This window comes from Stieleria varia, from assembly GCF_038443385.1.
GTDB lineage: Bacteria > Planctomycetota > Planctomycetia > Pirellulales > Pirellulaceae > Stieleria > Stieleria varia.
Window position 1 is genome coordinate 7923868 of the sequence record NZ_CP151726.1, and the last position, 22947, is coordinate 7946814.

Consider the following 22947-nt stretch of genomic DNA (forward strand, 5'->3'; position numbering starts at 1 on the left):
CCATCGACACGTTTGACCACAGGTTTGACGGCGTATCGGGCCGCAAATGAACTCCGCAAGCCAACTCCGCAAGCGAACATTGCATATGAACGTTGCACAACTGCTCAGCAAGAAACGCCACGGCGGCGAACTGACCGATGCCGAGATCTCTCTGTTGATCCAAGGATACTGTGACGGTCGAGTCGCGGATTACCAGATGTCGGCTTTGGCGATGGCCATTTGCCTGCAAGGCATGACGCCACGCGAAGTCGCCACGCTGACCAAGGCGATGTTGGAAAGCGGTGAGCGTCTGCCGCGTGAAAGTTCGGACCGCCGCGGGCGACCACGTGTGGACAAGCACAGCACCGGCGGCCTGGGCGACAAGATTTCCCTTGTCTTGGCACCGCTGTTGGCCGCTTGCGATGTCGACGTGCCGATGATCAGCGGGCGTGGTCTCGGCCTGACCGGCGGAACATTGGACAAACTGGAGTCCGCCGCCGGATTTCGTAGCGATCTGACGATCCAACAAATGGACGCGCAACTGCAACAACTGGGTACCTTCATCGCCGGTGCATCGGAAAAAATTGCCCCGGCGGATCGACGACTCTATGCGCTTCGTGACGTCACGGGCACCGTCGATTCCGTTGCGTTGATCACCGCCAGCATTCTGTCCAAAAAACTGGCCGCCAACCTGGACGCACTGGTGATGGATGTCAAAGTCGGCTCGGGCGCGTTCATGCAACGAATGGACGATGCCGTCGAATTGTCACAGTCGCTGGTTCGCGTCGGGGCCGGAGCCGGACTGCCGACATCCGTGCTGATCACCGACATGGACCAACCCCTGGGCGAAACCTTGGGCAACGCGATGGAGTTCAACGAAGCCGTCGAGGTGCTCAGCGGCGAAGGCCCCCCGGCAGTTCGCGAGCTGACCGTCGAGTTGGCGGCCAATCTGCTTTGCCAAGTCAACGTCACCCCGGATCGCGACACCGCGATGGATCTACTCTCACGCAAACTCGATGACGGCTCGGCTCGCCAAAGATTCGAGGAAATGATCCGTGCACAAGGCGGTTCCTGGACGAAGCCGCTGAAAATTGCCCCTGAATTCTCCAAAATCGATGCGCATTGCGACGGATACATTTCGCGTTTCGATTGCCGGGTCTTGGGTCAGTGCGTCGTCGATATCGGCGGCGGGCGACGTCAGCTCGGCGACACGATCGATCACTCCGTGGGCATCCGAGTCCACGCGAGAGTGGGGCAACGTGTGAACAAAGGAGACAGGCTTTTGACGCTGCATTGCCACCGAGAGCCCGCGACAGACTATTCTAGTGCTCTGCGAGGGGCCATTGAAATCGTTGATGTACCGGTCGAGTGCCGTCCGTTGATCATCCAGCGGATCGATTCCTTATCTACCACTTATCGCTAATTGATCGATGCCCGAACTGAAATCACGTGAGATCGAACGCCTGATTCGATGCGCCTGCGACGCACGAGACCATGCCTACGCGCCGCACAGCCACTTCTACGTCGGCGCTGCTGTCCTCTTGGATGATGGAGAAATCATCACCGGTTGCAATGTCGAAAACGCCAGCTACTCCCTGTCCCTATGCGCCGAACGGGTTGCTGCGTCAGCAGCCGTCGCCAAAGGATACCGGTCTTGGCGTGGCATCGCGATCGCCAGCCTCGGTGGCGTGACCCCGTGTGGTGCCTGCCGCCAATTCTTGTCAGAGTTTGGTACCGACCTGCCGGTTGTCATGACCAACGTGCTGGACGGCAGCCGTCGTATTCGCAAACTCAGCGAACTGCTGCCCGACGCTTTCGACGCGTCGAATTTGCCATCACACGCGTGACCTCGCACGCAACCTGCTAGCCCGGATTATTCACGCTGGCTCACTGCAGTATTCACAATACGTTTGCACGAAACGGTTTGCGCGGATCGGTGCGAAAACAGTCTGCGCATATCAGCCGCCACGCGTCTCGATACGCGTTTTCTAATGACGCGGTAAAACGCTTGGCATCGACGATCGTGGACTGAACGTCTGTCCGCAGTCTCGCTCGCGATGCTTGCAGTGCATTCCAATCCGATGCCAGCTTCGCCGCCAGTTGAACATACTGGGCCGTTGATCGAGCAACCCAAGCGCCGTGCCCGACATTCTCGACGATCGCTGCTGTACTGCGAGCACTGCGGCGATCACCATACATCGCCAATACCGGCACCCCCATCCACAACGCTTCCAACGTTGTTGTGCCGCCCGCCCAAGGAAACACGTCCAGAGCGATGTCGATTTCGTGATAGGTTTCCAGGTAGCTGGCTCCATCGTACCGACTGCGTATCTCCATCCGCTCCGCCGAAACACCACGGGCAATCAATCCGTCACGCAAATCACTGGCGGCCGATTGCGTAAACCGGGTATTGAACACCAACAGTTTGGAACCAGGCACGGCATGCATGACCGCCGCCCAAAGATCACGCACCGAATCGGTGATCTTGATCGGACGATGCAACGCTCCAAACGTGACGTGCCCCGCATTCATCGCTGGCGTGGGGTGGACGGCGGGTGCATTCTCCGGAACAGAAAAACAAAATGACCCGCCCGGCAAACGCAACAGTTGCTCCACGTGCCAAGTTTCCTCTCCCTCGGGATCTTGGGTCTGACACGTCAAACGATAATCAATCGCTTTGAGCCCCGTGGTGTTCGGATATCCCAGCCAAGTCATCTGCACTGGCGCAGGACGGCGGGCGAAAACCAACAACCGATTCTTGGACGTGTGACCGGCCAAATCCACCAAGATGTCGATGCCGTCCTCGACCACCTGCTGTGCGACTTGATCATCCGACAAGCCGTTGGTAAACCGCCAGTGGTCCGCATGCCGCATCAGTTGCTCTGTGACATGATCCGGCGACGCGACTTCGGCATAACAATACACTTCGACGCACTCCCCGTCGTGTGATTTCATCACCGGCATGATGTACGAGGCAATTGCGTGGTTGCGAAAATCGGGCGAGACATATCCGATTTTCAGTCGTCGGTCCGCTCGCATGTCTCGCTCGCCGATCGACACCTTGGGCCATTCGCCGTAACGTTGTCCCCACTGGCAATGCTGATGAAACAACTCCGCAGGCTCCACGCCGGGATCGGTACTACGTAGATACAGCAACGTTCCTGCGGCTTCACTGAGATCGGGATTCAACTCGATGGCTCTGGAGAAACACTCCGCCGCTTCGTCTCGCTGCCCCATCTCCAACCGAACAAACCCCAACGTGCATACAGCAAAAGCGTCGCGTGGGTCCAGCTCCAACGCGTGACGGATCTCTGCCTGGGCAGCCTCCGCGTCTCCCGCGTCCAACAACGTCTTGCCGAGATAGTGGTAGGCCTTGGCATAGTCGCCACGCTGACGAATGACTTGACGAAAGATCGATTCGGATTCCGCTAGACGTCTTGCAGCTTGCAACGTCCTGCCCAAACCGACGGCAGCTTGAACCAACATCGGATTGACCCGCAACGCGCCGGTCAACATCTCGATCGCTAAATCCCATTTGCCCTGCTGACGCAATGCCTCTCCCAGATTCATCATCACCAGGGAATCACCAGGGTTGCGAGATAGCACTTCTCGGTACAGTTGCTCGGCATCGCGCGATCGGCCTTGTGACTGACGCAGATTGCCGAGGTTCATCAAGGCAACACAATGGCCGGGATCAATCGCCAACGCCGCCTGGTACTGCTGCTCGGCGTCATCCACCTGCCCCAGCTCGGAAAAAACCGCTCCCAGCGAACATCTCGCCGGCACGGAACTCGGATCTGCCTTGATCGCCCGCTCCAAAACATCACAGGCCGGCTCGTATCGCCCCAGCGAACGATAGACCCATCCCAAATTCGCCAACAGTTCTGGATGCCCAGGAACCAAAGCATCGGCCTGTGCCAAACACTCCAGAGCCTGCTCATCTTCTCCGCCCGCATGCAGCGTCATGCCCAACAGATGCCAAGCGTCCGCATTGGTCGGCTCTCGTTGAATGACCTCACAATAGATCGCTTTCGCGCCGCCCAGGTCTCCCGCCCGATGCAGTTGCAGCGCTCCCTCGACAGAACACTGTCCGACAGAACACTGTCCGACAGAACACTGTCCGACAGAACATTTACCAGTCGAGGAAACACCGCCGGCGGCTGGGCGGCGCACTTTGCGTTTTTTCTTCTTTGCCTTGGACACAGATCCATCTCACCAAAGGAGGCAGTACAACCAGAACATCGGGTATCGAGGGCTCCGCCAGTATTCTCTGACGGAAAGTCGTTTCTAAACAGCGCGTCGAATGACCGACCGTTTCGCATCCGCCAGGCTTCGGATCGCCGCACACACACGATCGACATCACTCTCCCGCAACGCACTGCCCGTCGGCAAGCACAGCACGCTGTCACACAGCCTCTCGGTAACGGGCAACCGATCGATACGCTCTCGATACAGCGTGCGGTACGGCTCCATACGATGACACCCGGGATAAAAATATCGTCTGGCCAGCACGCCGACATCGTGCAATGATCGCATGACATCATCTCGCGAACATCCAAACTCAGATTCATCAATCTCGACGACGATGTACTGCCAGTTGCAATGCTCTAAATGATCCAAAGAAAACAGCCGAACTCCGTCGATGCCCGCCAGTCCATCTCGATAGTTCAAGTAGTGACGACGATTGCATTGCAGGATCGATTCGAGATCGGCAAACATGGACAACCCCATTGCCCCGCAGACTTCGTTCATCTTGGCGTTGGTTCCGATTCCCACCACGTGATCAACTCCGGCAAAACCAAAACTTCGCATCCGACGAATCTTTGCAGCCAATGCGTCATCGTTCGTCGCGATCGCCCCACCCTCAAACGTGTTGAAAAACTTGGTCGCGTGAAAACTGAACACCTCACACTCACCGCTCTGGCCGACCATTTTTCCATGATTCCCACAACCAAACGCGTGAGCAGCGTCGAAGAACAACCGCAAGCCATGATCCGATGCAAGCTGAGCCAGCTCGGTTGGGTTGCACGGGCTGCCCCAAAGATGTACTCCCAAGATCCCCGTCGTACGGCTTGTCACCAAACGAGCAACGTGATCGGGATCGATCGTGTGGCGGATCGGATCGACATCAGCAAACACAGGCGTGACGCCCTCCCACTGCAGCGCGTGTGCGGATGCGACGAAGGTAAACGAAGGCACGATGACTTCGCCCGTCAAATCCAATGCCCGACAGGCGAGCTGTAAACCCAACGTTGCGTTGCACACTGTGACGCAGTGCCTGACGCCCAGGTACTCGCACAACTTTGATTCCAATTCGGCCACCACAGGACCGTCGTTGGTCAACCGTCTGCTGCTAAAGATCTCGTCAACCAGCCGGTGAAACAGATCGCGGTCACCGACATTGGGACACCCGACATGCAGAGTAGGCGGCAACTCGATGCAGTCGGAAAACTCGCTGCTGAAATCCATTGGCCGATCACTTCCATGCATGACACGTCGGCGTACAATCGCCCCACTGTTAACCTTGTTCGGTTAGACAATGGATAACGCTTGAACGGAACATCACGTGCCAAGCCGCCAGTGGCTCACGCAAGTTCGATGATGGCGTCGGCAACCTGCGTCGCGATGCGTTGGCTCTGCTCGCTATTTTCGTACGAATCTCGGGCGACCGGCAGCAACATCAACTCTCTCTGCAGTCGATCCGTCAGGGGAAAGGTGCCGCATGAGGGTTTTACGACATGCACGGGAAAGCCGCGTTCCGTGAGTCGTCGCACCAGCTCATTTCGCGTGACCGAAAAGTCGCCACTGACAATCACGGGGCAACACTGATGGTTTGGCGCAACCGTTCCTGGAAATCCATATAAACTCAATCCCTTCACATCGCCAAGCTTGGCTTGATAGATCTCTGCGACCGCCTGATTCCGCACCAATGTGTCCAACAAGCGAGACAACGACCGCAGCCCGACTCCCGCTTGAAACTCCGAAAACCGACCATTACAAGTCGCAATCACATCCACCTTTTGTCGCGTTCCGTAGCTGCTACGAATGTTGCGAAAGACTTCGCCCAATGCATCGTCGCTGGTCGCAATCAGACCTCCCTGCAAAGACGAAACGATCCGCTCAGGTCCAAGCCCAAACACGGTGACCACATGCGGTGATTGACACACGTGCCCCTCCTCCGATCGACTGGCAAACGAATCCAATGCCTGGATCACAACCGCAATCCCTTGTTCACCCAGCCACTGCAGGATCGCGGGATCACAACGATTGCCCCAGGTCTCAACCAAACAGACGGCGGCCACTTGCTTGTCGATCACCCGACGCAGTGAATCCAGACTCGGTTGATGAGTCAGTGGGTCCACATCACATTGCCGAACGGGCAGTTTCAACCAAGCACAGGTTTCCACCGCTGCTTGCCCACAAAACGCAGGCACGACAACGTCACCGCTGACTTGAAATCCGGCCAACGCGATCAGCAACGCCAGGGATTCGTTTCCGACCGCAATCACGTTGCCCACGCCCAGCAACTCCTCCAGTCTCGACTCTAATCTCTGTGCCAGCGGCCCGTGGTTCGTGAAGTAGCGGTTTTCGTAGATCTGCTCCAAGACACGGCGGCAGTCTTGCAGCGAAGCTGAGCTTTCCCAGGATACAGAATGATGATTCATGGCCCTTGCGCATCCTGTCGCTCCAGCGTTGCGACACACTTGATGAAGGCACAGGTCTTTCGCACATCATCCACACTGACCATATCACCACACGGCAAGTTCAGATAATGCTTCATGACCTGATCGGCAACCTGCGTCTTGGTATACCGTACGGGATACTCGTAGCCGCGGTCGTGCAACGCGGGATAGTAATGGGGACGTGCCAGGATATGCTGCTGGTTGAGTCGCTCCATCAAAACATCACGTGACAAGACAAACTCCTCCGTCACCTCAACGACAACGTTCTTTTGCGAGGTCTGCTGAGAATCATCAAACGTCAGTAAGCGTATTCCAGCGACGCTGGCAAGCTCTGCTCGATAGGTTTCGTAGACTTCGCGGTTGTGCGCCACGATCAAATCGATTTCTTGCAAGCTGGCCAATGCGAATGCAGCGTGTGGATCGCACAGCTCCGCGTTGATCGACAAGGGTGCCTCCGCTGACCTTGCGGAGTCCCCCGAGCGAAAATCCATCAACTGGTCACGAAAGACTGAGTCGTCTGTACAAACATAACCACCCTCCAGTCCGTTGATCAGCTTGCTCGCGTGCAACGAGAAAACTTCACCCACACCAAAGGATCCGATCCGCCGACCACGATACGTCTCATGAACCGACTCGACCGCATCGAACACGATGGGAACCTGAAACGTGTTGCTGATCGACATCAACCGATCCACGTCACAACAATTGACGATCGGATGAACAGCCAATATCAATGCCGTCTCGGCCGTCAATGCATCGATGACGGCGTCACAATCGATTGCCAAACCGTCTGGCTCGTTGTCGACAATCACAGGAATCTTGTCCGCCCAATAGACGACGTCAGCCAAACGCCGGTAGGTCATCGACGGAATGATCACTTCCGTCTTATCGGGTGCCGCACGCAATCGAATCGCTGCGACCAAAGCCCAGAAACCGGTCGAGAATGCGACACAGTATTTGGCATGGTGGTACTCACAAAGTTGGTTCTCCAACTGACCAACCACCTTGCCTCGTTCAAGATGCCCGCTGGAATCGTGAGCTTGCTGGAGGATGCCCAGTACGCGATCGAAATCCGGCAGGTACAGATTCGATGTCGAGATCGGCGACTGGAAAAGTTTGCTCATCCGCGTTCCGCCGATTCAACGTGATGGGTGGTGGATCACAAGATCAAAACGATAACGACTGGAGTAAAAGTCACTTGGCATTTCAGTCACCTCGGCATGATAACCGACGGCCTGACAAGTTTGAATCAACGCCTTTCGATTCCACCAAACCCCGATTGCCGACTGAGGATCGTCGAGATCAAAGTCGTCGATGCCACGTGCGGCGAAGAACTCTCCCGCCTTATCACGGTCTGCGATGTTACCGATGAATAGTGTTTTCAAGCTCGGCAGCCCCGATTTTAATTCTGCAATCAGCCGTAAAAAGTCATCCGGCTGCAGATACCCCATGCATCCATAGATAAGCACTTTGGTCGCCCCGCTCGCTGCTGACAAGTATCTATCTGTCCAGCGGATGTCGGATTGAATGTAACAGATCGCCTCGCTGGGCTGGAAATAGTCGCCTGCAATTTCCAGCAGGTAGCTTGAGAAATCAACGCCCGTGTATCGATCGATGCCGTCAAAAAACTCAGACGCCAAGGCTCCGTTTCCGCACCCCAAATCCAATAAATGATCATCTCCGCACAGTGCCAGATGACGGCCAACTTGGGCTACGATCTGCTCAATATCACGCTCCGAAACCGGCTGCCCGTTCACGGTACGCTTGATCTGACGCCAGAAATCCGTCCGCGAAAACCGCTTGGGATACTCCTTGTGCAACGCTTCGCCAATTGATGAGTCCTGGTCCATGCTCAAGCCGCCTTGATTCGTTGACGGGGAACGGCGTGTTCATCATACAACTGAACATCGTGCAAAATTTTCGCACGCGTTACCTTCAATCCGTTGAACATCAGTACATCCAAAATGGACAGGGCTGGCGAGAAAGACTCATTGAATTGTGAGTAGGGTGCCAGGTCATTGGACAGAAACGTCAACCGCACACCCGCAGCAGCAAACTCTGCCGCGTGAAAAATATCGCGTCCATTGACTGGGTTGATGTACTCCGATGCGCCCATTGCCTTGGAGATCTCAACTGCCCACCGCCCCGGATGCTCTGCCTCGCTCATCTCGGGCAAGAGTTCATTGAACGCGATCGGCTGGAAACTGATTTGCAGCGCGTCGCAGACGACGTGCAGGCTGTGAACGTTCAGTTCAACGATGCTCGTGGCCGGGCAACCAAGGCAGTCACGCAACACCGTCATGGCTTGATCAAAAAACGGTGCCCTTCGCCGATAGTGCGCGACTTGGCCCAAAATCTTGGATCGCCAATCCGTTTGATCAGAGATCTGGATGTCGCGAATCGGCGTGCTGCGGCAGTGTTTCGCAACGGGCACGGTGATGAATTGTGGCTCACCGCTGGTTGGATGCAGGATTCGATTTCGATTGATCCATCCATGGCGGATGTACTGCACGGGATCAAAAACGACGAACCGATCGGTAGCCGCGATCAGACTAAAGTACCCCAGGTACGGCAAGAAATAAGGCTGCATCGCAGCAATTCGCATCGGTATGCCCCTCACACCCATCAATAGTACGATTGACGAATCCAGCGAGTCCATTCGAGCTGGCGGTCAACTTGTAGGAAATGACAATCCCCGCCTCTGGTGTCAAGAGAGATCTGGCCACAGGAATGCAATCGACAACGCCTATCAAGCCCTCCATATCGGTTAGAATCGGACGTGAGTCGCTAGGAACAAGCCCCAGGAACAAGATCGTTCAACTCATTTCCAGCCACTATGTCTACTGGTGAACCGTCATGAAAACGTTGCTGACACTCGCACTGCTGACCTGCGTCTGGGTCTCGTGCACCAACTTGGTCTCTGCCGAATTTCCACCTGGATTTCAAGAACTATCGATCGGAGACGACGCACCGGAGTTCAAACTCCCCGGTATCGATGGTCGCGATTGGACCTTAAAGGATTTCAGTGAAGGCAAGGTGTTGGTGGTTTACTTCACGTCCAACCACTGCCCGGTCTGTCATGCGCATGACCCGCGATTCGTGGAGATGCTACGAGAACTCAAGGGACAAGAAACCAAGGGACAGAGCATTGCGGTCGTTGCGATCAATCCCAATTCGGGCGACGGACTGCGGCCTGACGAATTGGGCTACTCGAAATACAACGATAGCTTCGAAGACATGACGCCGTACGCCAAAGAGCACGGCTTCACGTTTCCTTACTTGTACGATGGCGCCACCCAAGCAACCGCGAAACGCTACGGCTGCTTGGCAACGCCTCACGTTTTCGTTTTCGATGCGCAGCGAAAGCTTCAGTACAAAGGCCGCTTGGACAATTCGCGATACCCCGATCCATCGACCGTCAAAGAGCAAGATGCAAAGAACGCGATCGTTGCCCTGCTGGCCGATCAACCTGTTCCCGTGCAGGTGACGAAACCCTTCGGTTGCTCGACGAAGTGGCGTGAAAAGATTGCCGACGTCAAACGAGACGAACAAGAATGGCAGAATACCCCGGTGACCTTGGACGACATTGACGCGGCAGGACTCGCCAAGCTGGTGGCGAACGACACCGAGAAGTACCGATTGTTCAACGTCTGGTCGACCAGTTGCCTGCCCTGCCTGGAGGAGTTCCCCGGACTGATCGCCGTCTCACGAAGAATGGGGCTGCGGCCCTTTGAACTCATCACCCTGAGCACGGACTTGCCAGACGATCGCGAGCGGGTCAGGAAATTTCTCTCGGGCTACCGCGCCGCACTGCCCAAACGATTGGAGCCATCGTTGAAACAGGAAGGCCGAACGTCGAACAACTATCTTTTCACCGACCCGGACGCGGACAGCCTGATCAATACGTTGGACCCAGAATGGGAGGGGCCACAACCGCACACCGTCCTGGTTGCCCCCGGCGGCAAAGTCGTCTTCCGACACAACGGCAAGATCTCAGAAGAAAAACTGCTGACAGAAATCTTGCAGGTGATGACAGAAACCTATCAACCGTAACGGGCGTGATGACCTCGTCCACTACGAAATCCGTCACTTATTGATTTCACGTCTCGGAGAGACGTGCAATTTAATAAGTTACCGCTTGCGGATTGTCGTTCGACTCTCCGAGTCGACAACGTACAGCCGAGAACGCCATCGACTTGGAAAGTCGAGCGACAATTGTTTACCTTCGCGTCCCGGAGAGACGCGGCTACGTGAAACCTCCACGAAACAATACCTGGGACCAAATATGCTGCGTCTACTGCACACCGTTGTCATCACTGGATGCCTCTGCATGACGGTGATCGCTCAAGACAAGGCCGCCGACCTCGCTGCGACGATGGGGCGGCATGTCACCGACGTCAAAACGGAATCCTTTCACGAGTTCAAAATGCTGGTGGGCGAGTTCGACGGGGTGACTTGTCGAATCGTTCAGCCGATGACAGCCGCGCCGGGAAACCCTTGGGTTTGGCGAGCCCGGTTCTGGGGGCACCAACCCGCTTTTGATCTCGCAATGCTGCGTCGCGGTTGGCACGTGGCGTACTGTGACGTCGCGGATCTGTTCGGCAGCGACCAAGCAGTCCGACGTTGGAATGACTTCTACAAACTCACGACACAAATGGGACTCAGTGACAAACCGTTGTTGGAGGGCATGAGTCGAGGCGGATTGATTGTCATGCGTTGGGCATCAGCGAATCCGACAAAAGTATCTGGTATCTACGTCGACAACGCGGTGATGGACTTCCGTTCGTGGCCGGGCGGCAAAGGAACCGGGCCTGGCGCGGCGCCGTCTTGGCAGAAATGCCTCGCCGCCTATGGCATGACCGATGCCCAAAGCGAAACCTACGACTCCGGTCCACTGGATCGCCTTGAACCACTCGCCAAAGCCGGTGTGCCGATCTATGCGTTGATCAACGAAGCCGACGAGGTGGTCCCACCGGCCGAGAACGGTGACATTTTGGTGCAACGTTATCAAAAGCTGGGCGGCAAAATCACCCAACACCGCCGCCCCGGCCTCGGCCACCATCCCCACGGCCTGACCGACCCAACGCCCATCGTGAACTTCGCATTGGAATCATTCAGCATCACGTCCGATCGTTAGTGCCGTGGCACAGGGATGCCAGCTGCGCTGGGAGAGGTGACACGCACAGACACCTCCACCAAGGAACTTGGGGGAGGTCGAGCAGAGCCGTTTAGGCGAATGCGAGGGAGGGGGTATGGGTGAAGCAATAGGTTCACCAACGCGGTTTGCGGCGCGTAGGCCCCCGCCCGGATCTTGCTTCGCTTGATCCGACCTCCCCCGGTTGCGGAGACTGCTGATTTAATCGTGTTGCATTGTGTCTGTGAGCCGATGGCGCTAGCCACGGGCCTCGAAGGGTTCCGTCAACACCATTAGGCCCGCGGCTAGCGGGCCGTTGATTTAGTGAGCCGCGACGCGTAAGCGGCCGGGCCTACCGCATTGCCCGGTGCCTTACGGCCCACGGCTCAACCTTGCGTTCCCAATTTCGATTAAATCAACAGCCCGCTAGCGCCTTGCGGCTCACTAAATCAGCAGTCTCCTGCGCCGGTGGAGGTGACAGAAAACTTGCGCAAACCATAAAAGACACAACACCAAATTTTGAGCAGTCCAGGCTTGCCCCGGTTCGGAGCAATAACTGGCAGCTACCGCCAACACAAGCGCATTCAGCATCCCACTGCCCCAACAGCTCATCGTATCAAGCGGATGACGGCGAGCGTCTCAGGGCGTATGACACCATCGAACGCTTGATAACACAACAACGCGAACGCCATCGACTTGGAAAGTCGAGCGACTATTTTTCCCTAGCGGCTCGGAGAGCCGATCGGAGATCACGAGACCGGCTCTGGCGGCAAAGCCTTTTCGACCACGGCGGCACCGATGCTGTCGCCGAATACGTTGACTGCGGTTCGAAATCGGTCCAGCAACCAGTCGACCGTCAGGATCAAGCCGATGTACTCCAGCGGCAATCCGACCGCGTTGAGCACGATCAGCATCGTCACTAAACCGGCTTCCGGGATCCCCGCTGCTCCGATAGCCGCCAAGGTGGCGGTCACCGCAATGATCATCTGCGTCGTGAAGGACAAATCGAAACCGGGGATCGTTTGCGCGATGAAGATCGCCGCGGCGGCTTCGTACAACGCGGTGCCGTCCATGTTGATGGTCGCACCGAGCGGGACCACAAACTCGGTTGATTTCTCCGACACACCGGCTTCTTCGCAACACTCCAACGTCACGGGCAGTGTCGCCGACGAACTGGCGGTCGAAAACGCCATTAACAGTGCTTTGGACATGCGATACATGAACACGTAAGGGTTTTCACGTCGCACGATGTAGAAAATCAGCGGCAGAGTGATGAACGCGTGCAAACCCAGACCGACCAGCACGGTCGAAAAGTACCAGCCGATCTGCATCAATTCGGCCCAGATCCCACCGGTTCCGTCTTCGATGGCCTCTACCTGCGCTTTCCCGAATCGGGCAGCGACCAAACAAAAAATCCCCAGCGGCGCCGCTTTCATCAGTAACAGCACAAACTTCATCAACAGTTCGTTTGATTGCTCGATGAAGGTCTGCACCGTCGCCACCTCTTTGCCCATCGTGGTCATCAGCGCGGCGAGGATGATGGCGAAAACGATGATGGGCAGCAATTGTGTGTTGGCCGCCGAAACGAACAGATTGTCCGTGACGAGCATCAGAGCAAGGTTCTTGATGATCGTACCGACCCCCGGCTGCTCGGCTTCGCCATCGGGCAATCCTTGCAAGACACCGGACACCTCGTTTTGACTCAGCCCGCTGTCTTCACTGATCGACTTGATGATCTTTGACTTCGGCGTCCCCATGCCTCCTTCGCCCAGCTTGTCGATCGCTGCTTGATCAACCGTCCCCACGCCGGGACGCATGATGTTGACCACGATCAAACCGACGATCACGGCGAGCACCGTGGTGGCTAGGTAATAACCGATTGCGGCAGCGCCAGGTCGCCCGAGTTTGCGGACGTCTCCCATGCCCATGATTCCGCACATGACGGAGGTAAACACTAGGGGCACCACGATCATCTTCAACGTGCGCAGGAAGAGTTCGCCGCCGATATCCAGCGACTCCGCGAAATGCGGCGCCACCAGGGCCAAAATGATCGCCGCGATGATGGCGACACAGATGTACAACGTGAGTCGAGATCCGTGACCCGATTTTGCTGATTCCGTGTCCGACATGAAATGATTCCGTGTGAATGAAAAGCAGTGTCGTTTGCGGCAGTCTAACCGATTGCGTGTCTGATGGGCGTGGAAGCGTATGAAAATGGTCGCTCGCAACCGGCTCGAAGAGCCGGACTATTGTCGCTCGACTTTCCAAGTCGTTAGCGTGCCCCGCCGATGATTCCAACATCACCGCAACCGCGTTCGCAACCCAGGCGGTCGTCCAATGCCATCACGTCAATCTTACGGTCTCGCCGACTGAAACGCTTCGACTACGCTATCGACTTGGAAAGTCGAGCGACAAACCTACTGCACATAAGCGTCGGCGGCGTATTGGTTGGACAATCGGCTGCTGCTGTCACATGGCAACGTACGGTACTGGTATCCCGATTCGACCAAGGCATCCTTGAGTGGATTGAATTCGGTAAAGGAATCGTCCCAAACGGCGATGACCACGTGATACTGTTGGTTGGAAAAGTTTGCTTTGAGAAACATCGTCAACTGGGACAACGACGCGTCGTTCACCGGATGCCCGCGATGGGGTTTCGGCGTCACACGCGTGACGCCGCCGCTATCTCGCAGCAGGAAGAAATCCTCGCGGTTCAGACTGCCTGGGTCTTCACTGGTCAACAGCGAATACCAACGACCGTATCGCAGCAAAAGGACGGCCTCTCCGGTTTGGCTGCGTGTCAGCGGTCGAAACTGGACGGTACGTTCCGATTGAGAACGCATTTGTTTGGCCTGATTCTCTTGCTCCGCGATCTCCTTTTCCAAAGCCTCGATCTGGCCTTCCAAATCACTCTCGGCCGCCTGCTGGTCAAGCCTGGCTTGCTCCTGCGAGTCCAACTTGCCATCCGCGCGTCGGGCGTGTCGCCGAGCCAACATCAACGTGCTTTCCAGTGAGCTCAGACGCTGGACTTTTTCACTCAGCGAACCGTCCGGGTCCAATCTTTCCAGCATGCGTTTCTGAGTCTCCAGCGCGACTGCGGTTCGCCTAGCCTCCGCTTCCAACAGGGTCGTATTGACAGGCTTGGTGGTCTCGATCGACTGCTCGGACTCGGGCTCATCCACACTGCTGCTGCCGCGGGCAAGGATCAGCAGGGCGGCGAGCAACGTCAGAAACATCACGCCGCCGAACACGTTGGAAACAGTGTCCAACAGCAAGTCCAGCGAATCCTGCTGATCGTCGTCTGATCGGCTACGTTTCATGGCAAGGACGGCTCCGTCACCAAAGTATCCTCGTCCAATAGCTCCAACGCGACGTTGAAACCCACCGCGCGAAACGCTTCCATGTACAGAACCCCGGCACCGGCGACGGAGGGACGCAGCAACAGGATGATGTTGCGCGACTTGGTCTTTTCCTTCAGTTTTGATGCAACCTGCGTCATCACGACGCCCGGCGGATCCTTGCGTTCAAAGTCCAGTGATGTCACGGTGCTGGGATCGGTCACGTCGAACAGATCCGCGTGCAAATCCCGCAAGTCCACGACCCACATGGGAACGTTCTGATTGGAGGCCGTTCGAAAAGCGACGAGCTTTCCCTTGGCGTGTCGTTGTCGCTCCGCCTCCAGTGTTTCAAGCTTCTTTTGCAACTCACCGCGTCGTTCCAAGATCGACTCACGCTGCTCGCTGACTTCTTGCGCCGCGATATCCGCCGCCAATTGTTCCGCTTGACGCTTCTGCTCGTCGGCCAAGCGAATCAACTCGTCGATCTCCGCCTGCGTCTGAGCGATCTTATCGTCCAAGTTGCTCTCGGCGGCGTGCAACAATGCTTCACTCTGTTGTCGCAGTTCGTCGAGCTGAGTCTTCATCTCCTGCAAACTCTGCTCCAACTCCTCGTACCTGGCCTCGGCGATTTCCGTTTCAGAAACAGGCGGCTCGGGAACGACCACGGCATCGTCATCCTGTTTTGCCGCTGCGGCGGCGGTACGGATCGTCAGTTGAACCACCAACAGCAGTAGAACAAACAACATCACGCCGGCGACACCGGTGATGATGTCTTGAAAAGAAAACAGGGTGATCGTTTGCTCTCGTTTGCGGCGACGCATGGCGATCAATCCCAAATCACGTCTGCGTCAATGGGCTCCGCCTCGATCGGCTGCGTCGCGGAACCATTTTCATCGTCCAAAGAGATTATTTCGGCATCGACGGGCTCAGGTGCAGAGGAGACTGGTGGCTCCGTTGCGGCGACGGGAGTGACTGCGGGCAAGGTTTGCCCCGCCTGTTGGGGAAGCTTGGTTTCCGGAACCCTTGCGCGCGACGCGGACTTAGGGCTGGGCTTTGGCAATGCAACCGCCGCTGAACTAGAACCATCGGTTCGCAGCCGACTGGAGATCTCACGCTGGCAATACTCGGTGCATTCATCCAAAAACTCTTCTTCGCGTTTCTTTTGGAACGTCATCGCCATTTGGACCAACAGGGCGGCGATCAAAGCCAATAAGGTCGTTTCGAACGCGGTCGCGAGTCCTCCGGTGACTCCCTTGAGCGCATCGATCAATTGTGCCGGATCATCGGTTTGACTGAGCACGCGACCGAAGCCCCCGATGGCGGAGGAGAGCCCAGAAACCGTCCCGATGAAACCGAGAATCGGGATCGCCCAGACCAACCCACGGATCAAGTTGAAACTCGTTTCCATCACTGATTCATCGTGCTCGGATTGCGTTCGCAGGATCTCGCCCAAGTCTCCGACGTGACTGAGACTGCGAACATTAGACAAGCCGACTTCGATGCGATGCAGCAGGACGAAGTGCTTCGGATCGTCGCTGACTTGATAGAGCCGATGCAGCACTTGTTCGGCCGTTTCGACCGACAACGCGAATTGCTCGTGTTCGATGTGATCGGGAATGACGTTCAGTCGCAGCGCGCGTCGTTGCAAACCGAGCTTGGACCGTTTGAGCCACAGGATCATTGCCGACCACAGGGCAAAGAAAACAATGACAAAGGGAGTCCAGCCGCGTCGAGTGAACATGTCCACCCAGGGATTTGAACCGATGGCAAATAAACCGCCAAAGAACCCGACGGTGACGGCGATCGCGATCAATGCGGGCAACAGACTGCCCACTCGCGTGAATCTAGATCCGCTGAAACCGAACTGTCGCTCGATATCACGACGCATCCAAACCAAGCGGTCTTTGCTGACGAGTGATGTTTCCATGAAATGACTCGTCCCCTAATCCCACTGTGTCATGCTGTAGACCATCGAACCGCAACGCACGCCATTGTCGATGCGAATCACACTGTCTGCAGCAGAGGAATCAATCGACACCAACTGCGATTCGTTGGACTCGCCGCCATGGGAAACAACAACCAAACCGTCACTCGGTGCATCGCCGACTAGCATTGCCACACGACTGCGATCTTGCATCGCGACCCAGCCTACCCAACGAGGTGCCTTGGGACGCGGCTGCTGAAATCGCTTGAAACCGGCCAACATGTCCTGCACACGCGAATCCCAGTCGGGAGGCGATTGCAGCAAGGCTCTCGCCGTGCGCGTGGCATCGAGGACTGCCGCTTGATTTCTCTGCTGCGGTGAAATCCAGTCCACGGTCGCGTCCAGCGTCGCATCAGACAATTTGGCTTGCCAATCGCCGAAGGCTGACCGCAGTGGTACGCTGCCGTCACTCGCAATCCGCATCAGCTTGCGCATCCAAATCACGCGATACACCGGATCAAATTCGGGCTCGCCCTGAAAGACCCTCAAGCCGTTGATCAGCCGGTACATGCTGGGGGTAAAATTTTCCGGACTCAGTCCCGAGAGCGTTGCCGCCGACTCGGCCGCGTAACGGCTGTGGCCTGCCATCCGAACACGTGGAGCGACTTGTTGACGAAACTGCAAACCGTAGTTCTTGGTCTCGCGAGAGAGCGTGAGGTCGGCAAAGTAAGGGACGACGTGGGCACGGTCCGATTTCGTTGACGGGTCCTGCTCGCTGTAAAAAAATTCCTGGTCGTCACCCGGATAAACATACATCGGCTTCATCAAATCCGACGCAAACTCTTGCCGTAGCTCCGCGATCAATCCTTTACGACGTTGAACGGCAATCAAGTGCTCTTCGAGCGGCGCACTGAGCTTAGAAAACGGGTGCTGCGGCGCAACACGCTCAGCCTCTCTGAGCACTTGAAACCACTGCTCGATCGTTGCAGAATCGACATCAATGTCCTGGAACCCCGGATGCTCCAAGACACGGATCCAAGTCAACGTGGCGCTGAGTTCGTCTGGCGAGTCAAGCGTTTGCCCTAAGTCACTCGACATGGCGTCGCCAGGCAAATCAGCGACGAAGTTCTTGATGCGTCCGAGATAGGTTTCCAAGTTCCCGACGGCGTCCGTGATCGCGGCCATTCGCTGCTCCCGCTTGGCCATCTGTTGATCACGCGATCCGTCTTGGGACAGCATCGCCACGGTCTGCTTTGCCGTGGCGGCCAGCTCGGGATTCGCCAAGTGGTGCGACGCGACAAACTCGTTGAGCTCCTTTTGCAACTCATACCGTCGCAATTGCCGCTCATCCTCGGTCATCGATTGTTGTTCTTGCGTCAGAAAACGATCCACCTGGTCCTGCAGTGACTGAAACTGGCTGGTTTGACCATCGGTGCGAGAGGCTTCGCGACGCAAACGTTGCTCTTCGAATTGCTCGTTGATCTCGGTCGCCGTCTCCTGCTCCTCCGCAGTCTTGGCCAAGTCCGTGATCTGCTGGACTTTGACGGGATCGAAATCGTCTGCCGGACCGGCTCGCAGTTGAGCGACCAAGCGTTTGAACTCACGAGCACGCTCTTCCTCGCGAGCCAAGGCTTCGGTGACCGTCCGCTGCCCCTCCACAAACACAGGGTTGGAGCGCGTCGTGTCGTCCAGTCCTTGCAAGAAACGCGAGGCCTCGTCCCATTGCTCGGTCCTCACCAGCTCGGCAAAGATGCTCTCGGACTGATTGAGCGACCGCATGCGATTGAGCGTCGTCAGTCCAAATCCGCCGACGACGGTGGCGAAGATCACGATCATGCTGCCGACGGCAAACAGGATGCGGCGTCGTTCCAACATCCGCTCTGCAGCCACTCGTTCGTTGGCTCGAAAGAGGAGCAACTCGGGGAGCCCACTCGCCGATGCTTGGGCACTTTCCAACGCCTCGACGATTTCGTGGCGCGACGCACTCGAATCGAGCACGCGTTGCAAGCGATAGACGGCCGGCGACGGTGAATGATCGATCACGTCACTCGATCTCAATGATGTCGTGATCCAAACTCAAGTCCGCCTTGGTTGCGCCCACGCGACCATCCAACGATTCGAGCAACTCACTGAGTGAGTCTCGCAACTGCTGGACTTCCTCATTACTCAAACCCTGATTCGTTTCTGCATCGGAATCACCTGCCTCGGCCGCTGCTTGGCTGCCGTCTGACTCGCCGTCACCGGACTCACCGTCACCTTGACCGGACGAACTCAGTTGCGGCAGTTCAAAATCTTTGCCCGGTGGAGGCATCAAGCGGGCGGCGTCGAGTGCTTTCTCCAAGGCGGCCGTTTTGTTTCCCCAGCGTTTTTCCGATTGGGCTTCCTCCAAAGCCTCCTTGGCGGCCTCTAATCGAGCCCGCCAATCCGTGTTGCCTTCTTCGTCTTGGAACTTCAATTCTTCGGCACGCTCGGCGTCCGCCAAGTCCTGCCTTGCTTGGGCCGAGCGAGTGGACGCGGTCTGTTTCGGTTTGGTGCACCCTGGACCGAACACGAAAACGATGCACAAGTAGCACATCGCTGCGATGCGTTGAATTGGAATGCGATGATTCACTCGATGGCTCCTGCCGCGATCAGGACTCGACTCAGTTCCAGACGTAGGTTGGAACCAAAGCTTTTACTCCAGCAACAACAATTGGACAGCCGTGGGGCAGCCCCCGATAGAGAACCATCATACACCAGAGCGGTGCGACACGTGAAATCAGGCCGGGGTGGCGTCGAGTTGAACCAAAACGGGCTCCCCTGCGGCTGCCTTTGTCGGTCCGCTGCCGCCGTTGGCATCGATCGCTTTCTGTTCCAACTCGGGTGAGACGAGCTGATAATGCACGTCGCGCTGCCGTGCCTGGAATCCGAGTTCTTCGATCGCTTCACGCATCTGTCGCAGAGACAAGAAGTGTACTGTTCCGGCTTCCGCGACCACGTTTTCTTCGATCATCAGGCTGCCCATGTCGTTTGCGCCGAACAGCAACGCGAGCTGCCCCATCTTTAACCCCTGAGTCACCCAACTGCTTTGGATATTGGGCACGTTGTCCAAGAACAACCGCGACACGGCTTGGGTCTTGAGGTACTCGAATGAGCCCGTTGCAGGGATGTGTGCCATCTCGGTGTTGTCGGGCTGGAATGTCCAGCAGATGAACGCGGTAAAACCGCCGGTCTCGTCTTGCAGGTCACGAATGCGCTGCAAGTGTTCGACTCGTTCGGCAAGCGTTTCGACGTGTCCGAACATCATGGTCGCGGAACTGATGCCGCCCAATTGGTGCCAGACGCGCATCACGTTCAACCAGTCGTCACTCATGACTTTGCCACGAGTCAAAACATGACGCACACGATCGACCAAGATCTCCGCACCGCCGCCTGGGATACTGCCGAGCCCTGCCGCTTTGAGCCGCGTCAGGACTTCCTCGATCCCCATGTTGTTGACTTTGGTGAAATGATGCAGCTCTGGCGGGCTGAAGCCGTGGATGTTCACCTCCGGGTACGCCGACTTGATATCCCGCAGCAGTTCCTCGTACCATTCCAGCTTGAACTTCGGATGCAATCCGCCTTGCATCAAAATCTGATTGCCGCCCAGCTCGACCGTCTCGCCGACCTTTGCCAACAGTTCCTCACGGGGCAACACGTAGCCTTCGTCGCTCTTGGGGCCGCGGTAAAACGCGCAGAAGTGACAAACTGCGGTACAGATGTTGGTGTAGTTGATGTTTCGATCGACGTTGTACGTCCGGAAAGGCTCCGGATGCATGCGCCGCGATACCTTGTCGGCGGCGGCACCGATGGCGGCCAAGTCGTGCGACTGCAGCAACTGTAGGGCTTCGTCGCCGCTGATACGCTGGCCGGCGACGGATTTTTCCAGGATGTCTTTGATCATTCGTTTTCAGCTCCTGCAGCGGTCGTTTCGTCTGCGATCAGCCCCAAGTGTGAGCAACGGGATCGGAACAACTCCAGTCCGCTTTGTTCGCGAGGGCCGAGGTGATAGTGAAGGTTATCGGCAAAGTAATGATGGAGGTCTTCGTTAGTCAGACCATGCGGTGCTGCATACTGCCCGGCAATGGATTCGAGATTCGCAACCCCTTCGTCACGGCTCTGCTGCAAAAGTTCGGCAAGCCGATCGATGTCGACTCCGCGACGAGCCACCCACATCGCGAAAACGAACGGCAGCTCGCTCCACCTGCACCAGCGGTCACCCAGGTCCCAGATCTCACTGTAAACGCCCGGCTCGGGGTGCATCGCGCGGTCGCCGATCACCAAAACGGCATCGGCATCGACCGCTTCCGGCGTTTGCTCCATCGTCAAGGGAACCGTTTCCGGTCGCAGAGCATACATCTCCCACAACAAGACCTTGGTCAGCGCCACGCTGGTGCGGCTTCCCTCGTCCAATGCCAGCCGTTTGATTTTCCTTACCGGCACGCGACTAAGCAACCGGACACTCCACACCGGCCCCCGGCAGGCGATCGCCGCGTCAGAGACGATCTGGTAGTCCGACTGCCCGCGAAAGTACTCCACGGATGGAATCAAAGCGACGTCCAGCTCGCCGACACGCAACTGCGTGGCGAGACGGCTGGGCAAATTCAGCGACAATTGGCCGCACACGCCTGACTGGTTGGATTCCAGTCGCTCACGCAGCCCATAAATCAAGGGCTTGGTGTTCAGATAGGAGACGGCACCGATCCGGAGCATGAAAACGCAATCTTGTGGAGGAGTGAAACTTGGTACGTGCTGAGGGCTTGTCCGCATTGGGAACGCAATTCAGACGAGTGATTTTTCGCGAAATACAAGCACAACGCGCAAGCAAGTGAATACTAGCACGACGCGCAAGCGAGTGTATCCAAGAACGGATTGACACTTCACTCGCTTGCGCGTCGTGCTGGTAAAAACACGCGATACCGATCACACGATGAAAAACCAAACGTTGTCCACCGAAACAGGGAATCAACCGCACAACAACTCGTCGGTTAACCGCCCCATTCAGTCCTCAAATTCTACCGGGTGGCTGCCAGATCGTCGATCCAGATCAAACCGCTCATCCGCAGCGCAGCTCACCGTCACTCGTTTGCCCGTTTTGGGATGGTGAAATGTGATTTCGCACGCGTGCAAGTGAATTCGAGTATCGCTGTCGCCACCCTCTGGCACTTCGGTGGCATAAATGGAATCACCCAAAATCGCATGACCTCGTGAGGCGGCTTGAATTCGGAGTTGATGCATCCGTCCCGTGATCGGGCGCAGAACAAGCCGCGAACAATCGCCAGCCTTGGACGGCGACACGGCCTCCAGGTGAGTCTCCGCGAGCTTTGCTCCCAGTGCGTTTTCGTCACACAACTCCACGCGAGCCACCCCATCGATCTTGCGCAAGTGATCGCGCCAGACGTTATCGCTCTGTTCCCCTGAGACCGACGTCGACGCCGAAGATTGGAACTCAGGAACTCCAGCCACCAACGCGACGTAGCGTTTTTCGGTCTTGCGAGACGCAAACTGATCGGAGAGCAATCGTGCCACTTTCTTCGATGTCGCTGCCAAAATCACGCCGCTGACACCTCGATCCAGTCGATGGGGAAACTCAAGGTACTCGTGTTCCCTCTCCAGCTCCTCTCGCAGTCGGCTCTGCAGACTTTCGATCCCCTCTGCTGCCTGGGTGGGCAACTCGGCAGGCTTGTTGACCGCGATTACACCACCATCGCGATAAAGTACTTCGATTGGCATGGTCATCGATCGGGAAAGCGACTTTCAACGCATACGATAGAGCGAATCCAAAATGCGTTTCCAATTCGGCGCATAAAAAACGAGAGATCCCGGCCACGACGACAAGCAATCAAGTTGCTTGCCGATCGACGGATCTCT

General features: G+C 56.7%; 19 protein-coding genes. 4 read left to right on the forward strand and 15 right to left on the reverse strand.

All coding sequences use genetic code 11. The features are described 5' to 3' along the window. Nucleotides 1-85: 85 nt before the first annotated feature. Nucleotides 86-1402: a thymidine phosphorylase gene (locus Pla52nx_RS26690; protein ID WP_146518946.1), complete on the forward strand. Its 1317-nt coding sequence runs from the start codon at nucleotides 86-88 to the stop codon at nucleotides 1400-1402. A gap of 7 nt (nucleotides 1403-1409) precedes the next feature. After that, on the forward strand, nucleotides 1410-1826 hold the full coding sequence (locus tag Pla52nx_RS26695; RefSeq protein WP_146518947.1) for a cytidine deaminase: 417 nt from the start codon (nucleotides 1410-1412) through the stop codon (nucleotides 1824-1826). Nucleotides 1827-1878: 52 nt separating this feature from the next. Here Pla52nx_RS26695 and Pla52nx_RS26700 read toward each other — a convergent pair whose 3' ends face one another. The 6 genes from Pla52nx_RS26700 to Pla52nx_RS26725 form a co-directional block, all read right to left on the reverse strand. Beyond that, the gene (locus Pla52nx_RS26700; protein ID WP_146518948.1) at nucleotides 1879-4182 is read right to left on the reverse strand and encodes a tetratricopeptide repeat protein; all 2304 of its coding nucleotides are present in this window, start codon (nucleotides 4180-4182) and stop codon (nucleotides 1879-1881) included. Between the two features lie 84 nt (nucleotides 4183-4266). After that, the gene (locus Pla52nx_RS26705; protein WP_146518949.1) at nucleotides 4267-5448 is read right to left on the reverse strand and encodes a DegT/DnrJ/EryC1/StrS family aminotransferase; all 1182 of its coding nucleotides are present in this window, start codon (nucleotides 5446-5448) and stop codon (nucleotides 4267-4269) included. Between the two features lie 116 nt (nucleotides 5449-5564). After that, complete coding sequence (locus Pla52nx_RS26710) at nucleotides 5565-6644, reverse strand: DegT/DnrJ/EryC1/StrS family aminotransferase (protein WP_146518950.1); 1080 nt, start codon at nucleotides 6642-6644, stop codon at nucleotides 5565-5567. Then, nucleotides 6641-7786 (reverse strand): aminotransferase class I/II-fold pyridoxal phosphate-dependent enzyme, encoded by a 1146-nt coding sequence (locus Pla52nx_RS26715; RefSeq protein WP_146518951.1) that lies wholly within the window; start codon nucleotides 7784-7786, stop codon nucleotides 6641-6643. The genes Pla52nx_RS26710 and Pla52nx_RS26715 overlap by 4 nt, the downstream gene beginning before the upstream one ends. A gap of 15 nt (nucleotides 7787-7801) precedes the next feature. Beyond that, nucleotides 7802-8512, reverse strand: coding sequence for a class I SAM-dependent methyltransferase (locus Pla52nx_RS26720; protein ID WP_146518952.1), 711 nt, complete (start codon nucleotides 8510-8512; stop codon nucleotides 7802-7804). 2 nt (nucleotides 8513-8514) lie between these two features. Then, nucleotides 8515-9267 (reverse strand): WbqC family protein, encoded by a 753-nt coding sequence (locus Pla52nx_RS26725; RefSeq protein WP_197454367.1) that lies wholly within the window; start codon nucleotides 9265-9267, stop codon nucleotides 8515-8517. Nucleotides 9268-9518: 251 nt separating this feature from the next. Here Pla52nx_RS26725 and Pla52nx_RS26730 point away from each other — a divergent pair, with 251 nt between their 5' ends. Then, nucleotides 9519-10715 carry a redoxin domain-containing protein gene (locus Pla52nx_RS26730; protein WP_146518954.1) on the forward strand — a complete coding sequence of 399 codons (1197 nt, stop codon included), beginning with the start codon at nucleotides 9519-9521 and terminating at the stop codon, nucleotides 10713-10715. Nucleotides 10716-10947: 232 nt separating this feature from the next. Beyond that, a complete protein-coding gene (locus Pla52nx_RS26735) occupies nucleotides 10948-11799 on the forward strand; it encodes an alpha/beta fold hydrolase (RefSeq protein ID WP_231741816.1) in 852 nt (283 codons plus the stop codon). 746 nt (nucleotides 11800-12545) lie between these two features. Here Pla52nx_RS26735 and Pla52nx_RS26740 read toward each other — a convergent pair. The 9 genes from Pla52nx_RS26740 to Pla52nx_RS26780 all read right to left on the reverse strand — a co-directional run bounded on the left by Pla52nx_RS26740 (nucleotide 12546) and on the right by Pla52nx_RS26780 (nucleotide 22809). Continuing rightward, nucleotides 12546-13925 (reverse strand): dicarboxylate/amino acid:cation symporter, encoded by a 1380-nt coding sequence (locus tag Pla52nx_RS26740; RefSeq protein ID WP_146518955.1) that lies wholly within the window; start codon nucleotides 13923-13925, stop codon nucleotides 12546-12548. Between the two features lie 288 nt (nucleotides 13926-14213). Beyond that, nucleotides 14214-15116, reverse strand: a complete 903-nt coding sequence (locus Pla52nx_RS26745; protein WP_146518956.1) for a hypothetical protein — start codon at nucleotides 15114-15116, stop codon at nucleotides 14214-14216. Further along, on the reverse strand, nucleotides 15113-15955 hold the full coding sequence (locus Pla52nx_RS26750) for a hypothetical protein (protein WP_146518957.1): 843 nt from the start codon (nucleotides 15953-15955) through the stop codon (nucleotides 15113-15115). Before Pla52nx_RS26750 ends, Pla52nx_RS26745 begins: the two co-directional genes overlap by 4 nt. Before the next feature lie 5 nt (nucleotides 15956-15960). Continuing rightward, nucleotides 15961-17061, reverse strand: a complete 1101-nt coding sequence (locus Pla52nx_RS26755; RefSeq protein WP_146518958.1) for a MotA/TolQ/ExbB proton channel family protein — start codon at nucleotides 17059-17061, stop codon at nucleotides 15961-15963. Between the two features lie 15 nt (nucleotides 17062-17076). Beyond that, on the reverse strand, nucleotides 17077-19101 hold the full coding sequence (locus tag Pla52nx_RS26760; RefSeq protein ID WP_146518959.1) for a hypothetical protein: 2025 nt from the start codon (nucleotides 19099-19101) through the stop codon (nucleotides 17077-17079). 1 nt (nucleotide 19102) lies between these two features. Then, a complete protein-coding gene (locus Pla52nx_RS26765) occupies nucleotides 19103-19669 on the reverse strand; it encodes a hypothetical protein (protein ID WP_146518960.1) in 567 nt (188 codons plus the stop codon). A gap of 147 nt (nucleotides 19670-19816) precedes the next feature. Then, nucleotides 19817-20980 (reverse strand): cyclic dehypoxanthinyl futalosine synthase, encoded by a 1164-nt coding sequence (gene mqnC, locus Pla52nx_RS26770; RefSeq protein ID WP_146518961.1) that lies wholly within the window; start codon nucleotides 20978-20980, stop codon nucleotides 19817-19819. Further along, on the reverse strand, nucleotides 20977-21789 hold the full coding sequence (locus tag Pla52nx_RS26775) for a menaquinone biosynthetic enzyme MqnA/MqnD family protein (RefSeq protein ID WP_146518962.1): 813 nt from the start codon (nucleotides 21787-21789) through the stop codon (nucleotides 20977-20979). The genes mqnC and Pla52nx_RS26775 overlap by 4 nt, the downstream gene beginning before the upstream one ends. Before the next feature lie 288 nt (nucleotides 21790-22077). Then, nucleotides 22078-22809 carry an RluA family pseudouridine synthase gene (locus Pla52nx_RS26780; protein WP_146518963.1) on the reverse strand — a complete coding sequence of 244 codons (732 nt, stop codon included), beginning with the start codon at nucleotides 22807-22809 and terminating at the stop codon, nucleotides 22078-22080. Nucleotides 22810-22947: the final 138 nt, after the last annotated feature.